Here is a 14,833-nt window from a genome sequence, read left to right as displayed (position 1 = left end):
ATAGATGACAAATACAACACAGTTGATGACTACCTTCTTTGACTTCTTGTCTTCACAAGACAAGAACTGGTCGCTGTGTACATTTCCATTTATGGCTTCGTTCCTTGTTTTCTTTGCCATATACATAGGATTAAACCGCTATCGCCAAACATGGACAAAGGCATACGTCATAGCTTTTAGTCTTTTCTTTGCTTTCAAAGCAAATGGAGTTTTGATGTGGCTATTGCCCATTATTACGATTAGTTCATGGTATCTCACTCGCTTTATGATGCACTTAAAGCGTGGAAAAGTGCGTAAAATTGGACTTGCCATTGTCATCCTAACAGAGTTATTACCCCTACTCTACTACAAATACTCAAACTTTACACTTGAGATATTCCACGAACTATTGCGTAGCAACTTCTCACCAGAGAAGATGTTGCTACCTGTCGGTATCTCATTCTTCACCTTTCAAGCTATCAGTTACACCGTTGACATCTATAAAGGACGCTATCCAAAGACAGCAGAACTGATAGATTATACCTTCTACCTTACCTTTTTCCCACTCCTTATCGCTGGTCCCATCACCCGCGCTGAAGTATTGCTCCCACAGGTTCAGACACCGAAAGACAATGTCAACGAGAATCTTGTTTATAAAGGTTTATGGCTGATCATCTGCGGACTGATAAAGAAAGCCCTCATCGCCGACTATATTGCACAATACAATAACATTGTTTTTGATGCGCCAGCAAGCCAAAGTGGCTTTGGTAATTTGATGGGTGTATTGGGCTTTTCAGTTCAAATCTATTTCGATTTCTCGGGCTACAGCGACCTTGCTATTGGTGTTGCCGCCCTAATGGGATACGAACTAAAAGACAATTTCAGATTCCCTTATCAGAGTCTGAACCTCACAGAGTTCTGGCATCGTTGGCACATTGCCCTCTCAACATGGTTCCGCGACTATCTTTACATCCCATTGGGAGGAAACAGAAAAGGCGAACTTCGCACCTATCTCAATAGCTTCTTAGCAATGATAGTGGCAGGTCTGTGGCATGGTGCATCATGGATGTTCATCGTATGGGGTGTACTTCATGGTATCGGACTGGTCATTCATAAGTTTTGCCGAAACAATGGATTGGATAAGATACCAGACAATAAATACACAAAAGGTATCAGTTGGTTTATTACGTTTAGCTATGTTTCCCTTGCATGGATATTCTTCCGTGCAGCGGATATGACAACTGCTACAACATTAATCGACAATATCCTGCATACTATCAGCCTCTCAGATGCCTACACCTTCCTAATGGAATACCCACTATGGCTTGCCGTTGTGCTGATAAGTTTGGAACTTCATAGTATTCGAGAGACTGACTATAACTGGCTGCAAAATAAGTTTATCAATTCTTCATGGCTTGTTAAGCTATGTATCTTTGCTGTTGTTATGCAGTTAGTTATTAATCTTAGTCATCATAGTATCCAACCTTTTATCTACACACAATTCTAAGATGGTTATCAAATACAAATATAGCAGCTTATTACTCTTAGACGCGTTATTCGCACCCATCCCCATCTTCTTATTTATATGGTTTTTCTTTGGGCACAAAGGTGTAGACGCTGCCCATCCTTTCATGCTCATTTTCGCACTCTTAATCATACTTCATACTGTTTCGTTTTGGCTTTTCAAACTTTTTGTTGCCTGCCAAAAACTATGGGAAAAAGACTATCTATCCATCAAAGGTGACCATATTTGTTTCTACGATTGTCTACGTTGCAAATATACAGAAGTAACTGCTGATGAAATAGAAGGGATAAACGACTACAATTATTACTTCGTTCCTTTCATCGTTCAGATAATTTATACAACAAAGGGAAGAATCTTCACCCTTCCAGCACTTACTAACGAAGGGCAAGAAAGGGTTACAGAAATTATTTACGACTTCCTATATCAGGCTGAAAAAGAGAAGGACGAAAGGCATACAAGCATACCCTAAAAGAAGATAAGTACAACCTATCAACTTTCCGTCTCCTCTCTTTGGTGAAACAAAACAAATGCTTTCGTGTTTCATTCACCTTCGAAACAAGCAATAAATAAGCATTAATCGACTCTGAGCCAACTCTTTACCGACAATCACATCTACATCTATTTGTTTGGTGCGAAGCCTCCGCACCATTGGTGCTTACCACCCGCACCACACGTGCTAAGGCTCCGCACGACTCTTATTGGAAGTGTAAAATGAGGGGAAGGTTATATCTAAAAGCTACAGGTTTACCGTTATGCATTGCAGGTTTCCAACCTCTTAATAATTGAAGTGCTGCAGCAATACCGCGGTTCAACTCAATATTATTTACCGTTAGAAAGACTATATCTTTCAAGGAACCATCCGTATCAACAATAAAAGAGGCGTAAATTCTCCCCACAGGAGTTATTGTCGGGTTAAGTCCTGTATAGGAAATATTCTGTCCAATAGCTGCAGCTAAATTTCCATCAAACTGTGGCAATATTTCTGGGAAGACAGAATCAGTTGATAAGGAGACATATACAGCCTCATTAGGAAGTTTCTTTATGCCTGCATAAGATAATGACTGTTTCTGCCACTTCTTAAAGCTCTTAGAGAAAAGGACATCTACCATGTCATTACTTACTTCTGAATAAACTCCTCCACCGTTATCAACACCAAGGTCGAAACGTATATTCTGTCCTATCAGTGCAAACTGATTGGGCAGAAGGTCCCAATTTATAGAGTCCTCAGTATGCGTATTTGCCGTATAATCTAACAGTTCATAGAACTGATAGCGAACGTTAGGATCCTGCCACATGCGTGTCTGATTAAACACATCATTCTGCGTTAAGACTTTCTTATTGATAAGGTCAAAGGTAAAATAAGAATGCTTTGCCGTAATGACACTTGTTGCATTACGCTCCTCCAAGCGGGCAAGAAAAGAAATGTATCTGCCTGGCTCCAACCAAAGACATCGTAACCCCATATCATAAAAACGCCTTTCAGCACCCGCATCATCCTTTATAGTTCGCACTTCCTTCCCTAACGAAGACTCAAACTGCTTCCAACCAGCTTCATAACTTTCAGAAGACTGGTTAAAGAAAAAGCTTGTAAGATAATGCTGTAGTTCTGGTAAGACCGAGCCATCCAAGCCTTTTGGCCATTCAAAATCCTTTGAGATAATCGTCAACGTATCACCCTTCTCATATAGATGTCGGGACGACTCATAAAGCATGGCATCCTTAGACGCAATTGTTCCTGCCGACTGTCCGAATGCCATAAGACTTACAAACAGTAACAGGAACAAAGTATTAAGTCGGTTAATCATAATTTCATGAATGTTGTCTGGTGTTTCTTACTTGCTTTTTGACCCTTTGGTGTAAAAACATCATTAAGCTCCATCACACCAGAAAAACTAATCGTCTCCTTTTCACTGGGATTAATCACCAATGAAACAGTAGCATTATCGAAGACTTCAAGTACAATCTGATAGCTCTCGAAATCATTACGAGTGGTCATAAAGATACGACGTCCGCCCTTCATCGGTTCTTCCCTATAACTCGTTAGAGGTTCTACAAGGCTCAAACCGCCACCACGTCCGTAAGGAATATAGTAAGCTCTACCGAAATAAGGGAGGAAAAGTCCTACCGAATCACCACTCACCTCGAGTCCCCAGTCGTCCTGTAAATAGACAGCAGGACCACGCATAGGATACATACGGTCCACAAAGACGCGGTAGCGATGCTCTGCTAAGTGAGCCTTCACAGCAGTAGAACGCAACTGCGCCATCTTCTCCTTTGACACAGGATTACCCTCTGAATCATAATAAGTTGTAGCACAACCCACCATTAGGACAGCTACAAAAAGAAATAAAACTAAACGTTTCATTGCATACCTCTCTTTCTTTTAAGTCGTTATAGTATTTTTTCTTTCTACTTTACAAGCTTTAGAACAACGTTTACACAAAGTTGTGAAGATTCTTATAGTCTACTGTTCAGTCTAAAGAACAGTTCTTATACTATTCAATCTTTTCAATCTTTGGAGCCTCCATCTTCTCAATAGAAGGTGCTGTCTGCTTAGCAGGAAGTTCTGAAGATGGGGTTATGTCTGGAGCAGGTGCAGCGATAGGAGCATTGTATTGGTTAGACTGCACCTTATCAGAAGCCTCCTTCCCCTTATCATCTTTACCAGCCTTAGCTTTTTCAGCCTCAGCAACTTTCTCCTCATCAGTCATCATATCTTCTTTTGAAGGCTTCATATTAGGCCAAAGATAATCGCCTACTATGTCTATTGTGTCTGCATCTGCATTGCGTTTCTGCACCTCTTCCTCCTCCTGTTCAGTCATTGGAGCATCATCTGAAGCCACAATGAGATTATAAATTAAGCCCAAGAATACGAGGACAGCCAGTCCACAAAGAACTTTAAAGGTCAGCGACTTTGTAAATTTACGCTGCTTATTCTGATTTGACATAGTCTTGTTATTATTCTGTTTTGTTAAGAATCAATTTATACTTCACGGAGAAACGCAATCGGTACATTCTCCTTCTATCTTTTGCAAAGATAAACATTTAAAAGGAGAATGTACCGAAAGGATAGTAAAAAACTGCTTTTTTCTTACAGAAAACACTTAAATCATTATTGATTCTTTGGTTTTCTATATTGCTTAAGTTTACTCCTTGATGCGGATAAAGGCATTGGCAAGAATAGCTGTAAGGCCACCTGTAGTGATACCACTTGAGAAAATGTTCTTGATAATATCAGGCATCTTGTCGAGAATACCTGGTACCAACTCTACGCTCAGACCCATTGCAAAACTGATAGCCATGACCAACACAGCCTTACGAGTAATCTCAGTAGAAGCGATAATACGAATACCTGCAGCGGCAACAGTACCAAACATCAACAAGGTTGCACCGCCCAAAACAGGATCAGGAATAAGTGAGAACACCTTACCTACTACTGGGAACAATCCTAAGAGAACCAAAGCACCAGCAATGAAATAACCAACATAACGGCTGGCAACACCCGTAAGCTGTATCATACCATTGTTTTGGGCAAAGATAGAGTTAGGGAAACTATTGAAGACGGCTGCCAAGAAAGAGTTGAAACCATCTGCAAGAACACCACCCTGCGCTCTTTTCAAGAAGACTGGACCTTCAACAGGCTCACCAGAGATGAGTGAATTGGCTGTAATATCACCAAAAGCCTCTACAGCTGTTACGAGATAAATAAGTCCGATACCAATGATTGTACCTAAATCAAAGTTCAATCCATATTTGAAAGGAACTGGAATATTAAGGCTACCACTACCTTTGAGGCTTGAAAAGTCGATCATATTGAGTGCATAAGCAACTACACAGCCTATCAATAGTCCCAACACAATGGATCCCATACGTAGGAAACGGTTGTTAGATCGGTTGAAGAAAATAATGCTAACCAATACGAGTAACGCAAGTCCAAGATTCTGCATAGACCCAAATGTACCAGCATCAACAGCCGACTGACCACCACCACAAGAGTTAATACCTGCCTTAATAAGACACATACCAATGAGGGAAACAACGATACCTGATACCAATGGAGTGATAATCTTACGTGTGTAAGGCAAGAGACGGCTCACAACCATCTCAACAACAGAGGCAACAAGACAAGCACCAAAGATGTAACTGAGTCCCATTTCTATATTCATCTTGCCGTTAATCATACCCAACATACCTGCTCCGATGATTGGACTGATGAAAGAGAAAGACGTTCCTTGAATACAAAGAAGACCTGCTCCAATCGGACCGAACCTACGGCACTGAATAAAGGTAGCCAATCCAGACACGAAGAGAGACATTGACACAAGGAAACCTGTGGTATCCAAGTCGAATTTCAATGCTGAACTGATAATGAGGGGTGGTGTGATAATGGCTACGAAGATTGCCAACAGATGCTGCAAAGCAGCAAAAATAGTTTCACGAATTGGTGGACGATCATTCAGACCATAGATAAGTTCCTTAGACTTTTCCATTCTTTTTGTTATTTAAAACGATATAATAAAGGTAAGATGTTATTCTTTACTGAAATAAAAGGGTAGCTTTGGTGGTTCCAAAGTACAGCTTCATCTTTCTTAAAAGTTAGTTCTACGCCTCTTAAAGAGTGATCTTAATGCTTTAAAGAAGCGTTTGCGTTAAAGATGATTACCATATAAAACAAGAAAGGTGGGCACACAAGCCCACCTCATTTATATTTCTCTCATTTTAATCTCACAGTTATCAAGCGACTCGATGATAGCCAAACTCTCACAACGAACACCTGCTGCTTCAATCGCATCACGACCATGTTGAAATGCTTTTTCTATGATAAAGCCCATACCAACTAACTCTGCACCTGCCTTTTTACAAAGATCTATGATTCCTTTCGCCGCATTACCATAAGCCAAGAAGTCGTCAACAAACAGCACCTTATCACCTTTGCCCAAATATTCCTTCGATATCACGACATGATACTCTCGTTGTTTCGTAAAAGAAAAGACTGTTGTTGAAAGCATATCGCACATTGTTGAAGGCTTTTTCTTCTTCGCAAAGACCACAGGAAGGTCGAGCAAAAAGCCCATCATAATGGCAGGAGCAATGCCACTCGCTTCAATTGTGATAATCTTGTTGATTTCTGTTGATGCATAACGGCGGATAAACTCCACACAAATCTGCTTCATCAGATTAGGATCCATCTGGTGATTAATAAACTTATCTACCTTCAAGATTCCGTCTGGGAAGCACTTTCCATCCTTTAGGATACGGTCACGTAATGCTTTCATTGTGCAATTAATCGTTTGTCTGTTTCGAGAATTAATTGCCTACAAAAGTAGTAAAAATCTCAAATATATCGTGCATAAACAAAGGTTTTTCTACATCTTACCCATATAAAAGTTGATAATCATCGATTTATCCTCGCCGTTACAAAAACTTTTATTACTTTTGCACCCGTTTGTCGGTTGGGGAAAGCTCCACCTTCCGACGTTTTCTTTAATTATATTATGTACAAACCAACATTTCAAAAGCGCAGCGTTCTGAAGTTTAAACACTTCTCTAACCATGGCTATTCGCTCTTTTCTGTTCTTGGAAAAGAGGTTCTGATTGGTGTACTGAGCGTCGCTACCTTGCAAAATGCTACTGCCAAGGGCATTAGTATTGAAACAGAGAAGGCAGAGACGGACTCAACTATCACCAACAGGGGCATCATGATGGAGGAAGTGAACGTCACTGGAACGCGAGCACCGCTGACAGTTAGTCAGCAAGCGAGAATGGTAACTGTACTGAGTCGTGAAGACATTCAGGCGGCTCCAGTACAAAGTGTAAACGATTTGTTAAAGTATGCCGTCGGTGTTGACGTCCGCCAGAAAGGTCCTTTAGGTGCCTTGACCGACGTAAGTATTCGTGGTGGCAACTCAGAGCAAATCACAGTCCTCCTTAATGGTATCAATATCTGTGATGCACAGACTGGACACAACTCCTTTGATTTCCCAGTTGACATCAGTGAAATTGAACGGATAGAAGTCCTTGAGGGTCCAGCAGCCCGCGTTTATGGTACATCTTCTTTATTAGGTGCTATAAACATCGTAACCAGAACTCCACAAAAGACAAGTCTCTCTGCCCATATTGAAGGTGGTTCTTACGGCTATCTCAGCGCTGGAGTACGTGGAAACATTGCTTCAAAAGACCGTTGGAACAATCAGCTATCAGCTTCTTACACTCGCAGTGATGGCTATCTTCGCAACAAGGCAGGCAGCCTCAACGCTGATTACCGCACTGCAAAAGTCTTTTATCAAGGTAATTATACGGATGAAGACATAGTGGTTCGCTGGCATACAGGTATGAGTGTGAAAGACTTTGGCTCAAATACTTTCTATTCGGCAAAGTACGATGACCAGTTTGAACACACTTTCAAGACCTTCACAGCCATTCAAGCTGAGAACCTAAGGGGCCGATTCCACATTCGCCCATCTATCTATTGGAACCGCAATATGGACCGCTTTGAACTCTTCCGTGGCGCATCCAATAAGTATCCTTTCAACTATCACCGCACTGACATCTATGGTGTAAACCTCAATGCTTACTTTGATTGGAACCTTGGACGCACAGCCTTTGCTGCAGAGCTACGCAATGAAGACCTCGTCAGTGGTAACCTTGGCGAACCACTCTCTCGTCCAAAGCATATCCATGGCACAGACAGAGACTACACAGTCGGACTTAATCGCACAAATATTCAGTTTGTTCTTGAGCATAATATCATCCTTGACCGCTTCACGCTGTCGGCTGGTTTGACAGCTGTCAAGAACAGTCAAGCAGATATGCCAATGCATGTTTACCCTGGAGTTGATGCAAGTTACCGTATAGGAAACGCTTGGAAGCTATATGCTTCTTATAATTCATCCCTCCGTATGCCATCAGTAACAGAGTTATTCTACTCAGTTGGTGGTCATAAGGCAGACAAACATCTCCGCCCAGAAGAACTTTCAGCATTCGAAACGGGTGTGAAATATGACAACAAGGGCGTCACTGCCAAGGCAAGCGTTTACTGGAACAATCATAAGAACCTTATCGACTGGATTAGTGATGGTACATTAGATGCTAATGGAGCTGTGCTATGGAAGAGTGTAAACTTCGGAAAGATAAAGCACTTTGGAACAGAGGCTTCACTCGATTTCGATCTCTATCAGCTTCTTCCTTCACAAAGATTCTTTAAGAAGTTTGGTGTGGCTTATAGCTATATCCACCAAAAGAAGGTTGATAATCAAGGTTATGTAAGTAAGTATGCGTTGGAATATTTGAAGAACAAGTTTGTCAGCAATCTCCAGTTGAACCTCTGGCGTAATCTTGACCTTGGCTTCTACTATCGCTTCCAACATCGAATGGGAAACTATATCGACACAAACAACCAGCTACAAAGCTATAAGAGCTATGGAGTTGTGGACAGTCGAATGAGTTGGAAAGCCTCAACATGGACCGCATACGTCGAAGCCAACAATCTATTTGGGGCTCATTACGTTGACTATGGGAATGTTCCACAGCCAGGCGCATGGGTCGTTGCTGGTATAAGTCTGAACCTTTAGCGAATTATTTTCATGAAAAAAAATATTTTTCTTCACGACAAGAAATATTTTTTTTCATGAAGAAAAATATTTATCATCACGAAGAATAATTCATTACCTTCGTGATGATACTTTTATTTATAACGGTCTGTCGTCATCGTAAAGACTTTCTTTTTACAAGCTGACAACTACCATCATCACTCTATCTTACGTTTACAGCGATACCACGACGCAGCATATCATCTGTCAGCGGACGAACTCGCTTGAGGAACTCCTTATAACTTCTACGTTCTGGTACACTCCATCCTGCCTCAGCCAAAGCGGCTGCACGTGGGAAAGCTTGATAGTAAATACGCTCTGTGGAGTTGATACATTCACTCCAAAGCGTTCCACTCACTCCGAGTAGATTATCACGTACAAACACACTATCCTGCCCCCATGCAGGGTCAAGACGATAGGTTTGTTCAAGCGTTGTTACCGGCATTCCCCAGTTTTTCTCTGGCATATCCCCCTTCTGCTGTGGATAGTCAAGGTAACAGTGCTCGCCCGGACAGAGCATTATCTTGGCCTTATTGCGCACAGCAGCATCAATAGCCGTCTTCGTCAAACCATGTCTCCACGCGTAAACAACGCATCCCGGCTGAATCGTCTTAAATTCCTGTTCATACCAATACATTGGGGTCTTACCCAATGACTGCAGCTTATTAATCACACGATCAAAGAGATATTGCTGCAACTGCCAGTTCTCTGTGTATCCTTCCTTCTGCTTCAATGCCGTACAAGCAGCACAATCCGACCATGCGCCCAATGGTGGCTGCCCAGCCTCATCACCGCCCAAATGAACGTATGGGGCAGGAAACACATCGGCTAACTCGGTCAGGACGTTATCGAGAAATTCGTAAACAAAGGGTTCCGCAGGACAAAGTAACTCATTGCTCACACCACAAGTCAAACGAATAGGCACAGGCTTCTTGGCGCAAGAGAGCTGTGGAAAGCAGTGAACAGCAGCTACCTCATGCCCTGGGAGTTCAATCTCAGGAATCACCATAACATGATACTGGCCAGCAAAACGAACGAGCTCGCGCATCTGGTCTTGGGTATAATAACCGCTGATACGCTCTGGCATATCATCCATTCCGACACGATCAGACGCCTTCTCAATCAGTTCTGGATATTTCTTTATCTCTATACGCCATGCCTGATCGTCTACCAAATGAAGATGGAGTGCATTAAACTTATAGCGTGCCATCTCAACAATAAAGCCCTTCAAATCCTCAAACGGAATAAAATGACGCACTGGATCAACCATCAATTCACGGATTGCCGTACGTGGTTCGTCCACAATATTGAGCGCAGGAATCTTCACTGAACGTGAGGAAACACCATTACCAATACAGAGTTGTTCGAGTGTCATCAATGCATAGAACACCGCTGTTGCTGTACGTCCTTTGATTGTTACTCCTTTATCATTCACCTGTAAGGTGTAAGCCTCATCATTGGTAAGCGCCTTGTCAAGTGCAAGACGTACCATCGGTCCAGTCTTTCGTCCTTTCTTATAGACTGTTCGCTCACCGAGGATACGCTCAACTTGAATCTTTTCATTACTCAATTCCTGTGGAGCCTCTACCCCTACAACATCTTTCCATTTGAGAGGAAGACTATTTTTGTAGACTTCCAGCTTGAGAGGACGCGGCACGAGGAGATGCTCTGGGTCGCATATATTCTCCATTTCATGACGTGAGAAGAAGTTTCGCCAGCCTGGAGCGTTACGATATGCCTTCTTTGCTTGAGTAGGAACCACAAGTTTCACACGGCTAAGGTCTATACCGTCAAAAGCATTGTCAGCGCAAATAGGAGGAACAACTGCTGAGAGACGAACTTCACGAAGTCCACGACAATTAGCAAAAGCGAAAGCACCTATACGTGTAGAGCCGTCGAAGAACAATTCTGTCAACTGGCAACATCCATTAAAAGCTGATGCATCTACCACACGTGTAGTTGCTGGGAAATATAGTTTTCCACTGATTCCGTCACAAGCGAAGAACACTTGCGTACCGATAGAATCGAGACGAGGCGGAAGCGTTAACGATGTGAGACGATGGCAAGAGTGCATAGCATTGCGAGGAATTATCGTGCAGTTTGTCTGCGAAAGGTCAAGGATGGTCTCATTGATCTTCACATCACGCAAAGTTCTGAAGTTCTGCGCATTTACCGACTGGAATATCAAAAAACAGATGCCAAGTACTGACACGACTTGTCCTATACATCTTCTCCGATAAGAGAATCCTTTGAACACATTCGTTTTGTTAATAAACTGTAGGAATTTCTGCCACAGATTTGCCCAAGAGGTTACACTCGTTGTAGCCATTTTTTGTTAGTTTTTAATTACGTAACTAAAGTTTCTCACCCTCAAAAAGTTGGCTTAAAATAACAGTTTCTCAATAATTATTGGTAACTTTGTCGTGCTTTATTACATTGATTATCAACAAATTAAAGAGTAACTGTTATGGATGCAAAATTATACAATTTAAGCGAGATATCCAAGCTTTTAAGTGTTAAAATTAAGATGAGTAGCGATATTCTCTCACTTTCCCTTAATTCCGCAGAACAAAATCTTATAAGAAACCCAAGTGCCTGAGCGACAAAGTCCTCAAAACACTTGGATATGTCAGAAATTTCACCTAACTTAGTGCTGTTAAATAAAAAACAAGCAAAACAACTGACATGACAAAGGTAGCAATTAAAAACGAGAATATCACTTCTTTCGGTGGAATTTATCATATTATGGACGTATTTTCAAAGTTGGGCTTAAAAAAACTCACCGAATCTGTCTTGGGTAAACGTGGTAGCAGTGATAAGGCTTTTAGTCATGGAAGCATTTTCGGTTCTCTCTTCTTCAGTTACCTTTGTGGTGGAGAATGTCTTGAGGACATCAATGCGCTTATTGGGCAGTTCAAGCAGAGACCTGATACGCTGTTACCCAGTGCCGACACCGTGGGGCGCGGACTAAAGGAGCTTGCCGAAGAGAACATTATCTACAAGAGCGAGACCTCCGACAAGTCGTATAGTTTCAACACGGCAGAAAAGTTGAATACCTTACTTTTACGAATGATACGGGGGATGGGGCTTATAAAGGCGGGTAGCCATGTTGACTTAGACTTTGATCACCAGTTTATTCCAGCCCACAAGTTCGATGCAAAGTATTCTTACAAGCAGGATTTTGGCTATTTTCCTGGTTGGGCTTCCATTGGGGGAATCATCGTTGGAGGTGAAAATCGTGATGGAAACACCAATGTGAAATTTCATCAGGAAGACACGCTTCGTCGCATTATGGACCGAGTAATCTCAGAACTTGGTGTGACAATAGAGCGTTTCCGTGCCGATTGCGGGTCGTTTTCAAAGGAAATCATCCAAACTGTAGAGCAGCGCTGCAACACGTTCTATATACGTGCTGCCACCTGTGGCAGTCGATGCGAGGACTTCAACCAGCTGAAAGAATGGAAGAGCATTGAAGTTGGTTATGAGAGATGCAATGTCACATCCATCAGCATGGACAACTTAATAGAAGGAAGGTCATACAGGCTTGTCGTACAGCGTAGTCCTTTGAAAGACAAGGATGGCAAGCAACAGACGGATATGTTCGGAGTGATATACACATACCGCTGTATCCTCACCAATAACTGGACATCTACTGAGAAAGACATCATTACATTTTATAATGAGCGTGGAGCAAGCGAAAAGAACTTCGACATACAGAACAATGACTTCGGCTGGTCGCATCTGCCCTTTTCCTTTATGGCTGAGAACATGGTTTTCATGATGGTTACCGCCATGCTGAAGAACTTCTATCTCTATCTCATCCGTCATATCAGCGAAAAGGTCAAGCCGTTGAAAAAGACAAGCAGGCTGAAAGCCTTTATCCTGCATTTTGTCAGTGTGCCAGCGAAATGAGTGCGCACAGGAAGGCAGAACATTCTAAACCTTTATACCAATAAAGCATACTACTCTGAAGTTTTCCTTGAATAAACAGCATTTCTTTGTGGCATTCATTTTCCCCATTGGCTTGGGTGGGGGATTTCATGCGCCTGCAAGGGCTAATACCAGTCTAAGGTCGCTTCCTTTCACATGTAGAGGCAAAAAGACACCTCAATACACAAAATCATCTCACAAGAAAAAGTGCTGCGGAATTGAGGGAAGATAGATTATAAACTTAAATAAATTGCTACTTTTTCACAACATACAAAGATTATTACGTCTTATAAGGGTGCAAAATTATATATTATATATAAAAACAACAAACTTTTAGCGTCTAAAATTACACTTTATATCAAAATTCGATTGATTACTTAGCAATTTCAATAAAATAACACATAAAATACTTATAATTGTTAACTATACGGATAAACGCATAGGAAGTAGATGTACAATAATAAGGTTATACCTTACAAAGAAGATTTCAACATAACAACCTTAAGGTGGGTTCTATTATTTAGCTTTGTCATATTTCGAGACTATCTTCGAGGGAAAATGCTATTGAACGAAGAAGTTATGCGATTATAACAACTGGGTGAACTGGCTATTTAAGCCGAAGGGAGTCCGAAAGATAACAAAGCAAGCCCCATGATTTAACGATTTGATATCGGTGGGAATTAATAGAACCCACCTCAACAGATGCTACGCCAACCCATTACCGTTTCTTATTCCACGCTTCTACATGCGACTTGTATTCTCATTTATTAAGAGCTGTAAATAATTTTCGCATATCCAAAAACGAACACATGCTCTTTTGGCTTCTTAAAGATGCCCAATTGGCTTGTAAAAGATGCCCTTTTGAACCCTTACTAACGCCCTTTAAGAAGCCAACTAAGCACCTCTTCGTACACCATATTATAACCATTTGATTTTCTGCCAGTTACAACCCCCATCTTTACACGTATTTTCCGGCTAATTTACATACTGTTAGCACAACGTTATGTAAATATTTTTCAAAGCATTAAAGGCGAGCGGAGATGTAGCACATGGGCTGTTAAAGCTTTGGCGAGAAACGCCATTTTATCAACATTACGAACAAGTACGCTAACAAAAAATTAAGCTTCCCTCTCATGCACCTATAGTATCAATAATATAGTAAGACCCAGCGTTTGATAAACCCAGTGCCCTCCCTGCCCCATTGATAATTACTTGAGTAGGTTCTCATCAACACAACAGATAACCTGACTGTAAATAATAAAACAAATCAATTCGGATGCCAATAATCGATTTGAGAAAAATGTTCTCCACTCCTCACTATCTTAATATAATTTAATATACACACCCACTTGAAAACAAAAAAAATCATGTAACTTTGCATCCGAAAATATTTTTTAAGAAAAAGAGGGCGCATATTTTGCACACGCAGAATAAGGATAAATCACACTTTATGTTTGGGATACACTATCAAAAAGAAACATTACAAGCTATCAACAAACATGATTTCTTACATAACGCAGAAGTCTCACAGGAAACAGTAATTTGTCTACAATTATAAACATATCACAATGAGAAAAAAACAAAACATGAGAACGGCTTACAGCAAGCCATCGATAGAAGTCATGCACGTCCACATGGATTGCCAGCTAATGGATGCATCTTACCCTGGCGACCACAAAAAAGGAAACCATAAACAGGGACCAGCAGAAGAAAGCAGCGAAGGTGCCAAACAGAGCTTCTTCTTCAGCAGTGACGAAAACAACACATCGAGTACTTCTTGGAATTAAGACAAAAAGACAATAAAAACATT

At 41.3% G+C, this 14,833-nt stretch carries 10 protein-coding genes and 1 pseudogene; 5 read left to right on the top strand and 6 right to left on the bottom strand.

Translation table 11 applies throughout. The annotated features are described in order from the left end of the window. Positions 1 to 4: 4 nt before the first annotated feature. Together FIU21_RS06620 and FIU21_RS06615 are read left to right on the top strand one after the other, a co-directional pair. Positions 5 to 1,486, top strand: a complete 1,482-nt coding sequence (locus FIU21_RS06620) for an MBOAT family O-acyltransferase (RefSeq protein WP_004360485.1) — start codon at positions 5 to 7, stop codon at positions 1,484 to 1,486. Between the two features lies 1 nt (position 1,487). Next, positions 1,488 to 1,973, top strand: a complete 486-nt coding sequence (locus tag FIU21_RS06615) for a hypothetical protein (RefSeq protein ID WP_004360484.1) — start codon at positions 1,488 to 1,490, stop codon at positions 1,971 to 1,973. 226 nt (positions 1,974 to 2,199) lie between these two features. On the opposite strand, the gene FIU21_RS06610 is transcribed toward FIU21_RS06615, so the two are convergent. From FIU21_RS06610 to xpt, 5 genes are all read right to left on the bottom strand, one after another. Next, positions 2,200 to 3,309 (bottom strand): energy transducer TonB, encoded by a 1,110-nt coding sequence (locus FIU21_RS06610; RefSeq protein ID WP_004360483.1) that lies wholly within the window; start codon positions 3,307 to 3,309, stop codon positions 2,200 to 2,202. Next, positions 3,306 to 3,869, bottom strand: coding sequence for a DUF4251 domain-containing protein (locus tag FIU21_RS06605; RefSeq protein ID WP_036886397.1), 564 nt, complete (start codon positions 3,867 to 3,869; stop codon positions 3,306 to 3,308). Before FIU21_RS06605 ends, FIU21_RS06610 begins: the two co-directional genes overlap by 4 nt. 130 nt (positions 3,870 to 3,999) lie before the next feature. After that, on the bottom strand, positions 4,000 to 4,452 hold the full coding sequence (locus tag FIU21_RS06600; RefSeq protein WP_004360481.1) for a hypothetical protein: 453 nt from the start codon (positions 4,450 to 4,452) through the stop codon (positions 4,000 to 4,002). A 198-nt stretch (positions 4,453 to 4,650) separates the two neighbouring features. Beyond that, the gene (locus tag FIU21_RS06595) at positions 4,651 to 5,994 is read right to left on the bottom strand and encodes a nucleobase:cation symporter-2 family protein (RefSeq protein ID WP_004360480.1); all 1,344 of its coding nucleotides are present in this window, start codon (positions 5,992 to 5,994) and stop codon (positions 4,651 to 4,653) included. A 213-nt stretch (positions 5,995 to 6,207) separates the two neighbouring features. After that, on the bottom strand, positions 6,208 to 6,780 hold the full coding sequence (gene xpt, locus FIU21_RS06590; protein WP_004360479.1) for a xanthine phosphoribosyltransferase: 573 nt from the start codon (positions 6,778 to 6,780) through the stop codon (positions 6,208 to 6,210). Between the two features lie 219 nt (positions 6,781 to 6,999). Between xpt and FIU21_RS06585 the strand changes: the two genes are divergently transcribed. Next, positions 7,000 to 9,075, top strand: a complete 2,076-nt coding sequence (locus FIU21_RS06585) for a TonB-dependent receptor plug domain-containing protein (RefSeq protein WP_004360478.1) — start codon at positions 7,000 to 7,002, stop codon at positions 9,073 to 9,075. Between the two features lie 181 nt (positions 9,076 to 9,256). Here the strand turns inward: FIU21_RS06585 and FIU21_RS06580 are convergent, their stop codons facing one another. Beyond that, a complete protein-coding gene (locus FIU21_RS06580; RefSeq protein WP_036886394.1) occupies positions 9,257 to 11,422 on the bottom strand; it encodes a family 20 glycosylhydrolase in 2,166 nt (721 codons plus the stop codon). A 356-nt stretch (positions 11,423 to 11,778) separates the two neighbouring features. On the opposite strand from FIU21_RS06580, the pseudogene FIU21_RS06575 reads away from it, so the two are divergent. Both FIU21_RS06575 and FIU21_RS06570 read left to right on the top strand, forming a co-directional pair. After that, positions 11,779 to 13,080 (top strand): annotated as a pseudogene (locus FIU21_RS06575) (IS1380 family transposase). Between the two features lie 1,529 nt (positions 13,081 to 14,609). Continuing rightward, positions 14,610 to 14,810 carry a hypothetical protein gene (locus tag FIU21_RS06570; RefSeq protein WP_254361448.1) on the top strand — a complete coding sequence of 67 codons (201 nt, stop codon included), beginning with the start codon at positions 14,610 to 14,612 and terminating at the stop codon, positions 14,808 to 14,810. Positions 14,811 to 14,833 lie beyond the last annotated feature (23 nt).

The sequence above is a fragment of the Prevotella melaninogenica genome (assembly GCF_013267595.1).
In the GTDB taxonomy this organism is placed as follows: domain Bacteria; phylum Bacteroidota; class Bacteroidia; order Bacteroidales; family Bacteroidaceae; genus Prevotella; species Prevotella melaninogenica_D.
This window is presented reverse-complemented; position numbering and strand designations above follow the sequence as displayed.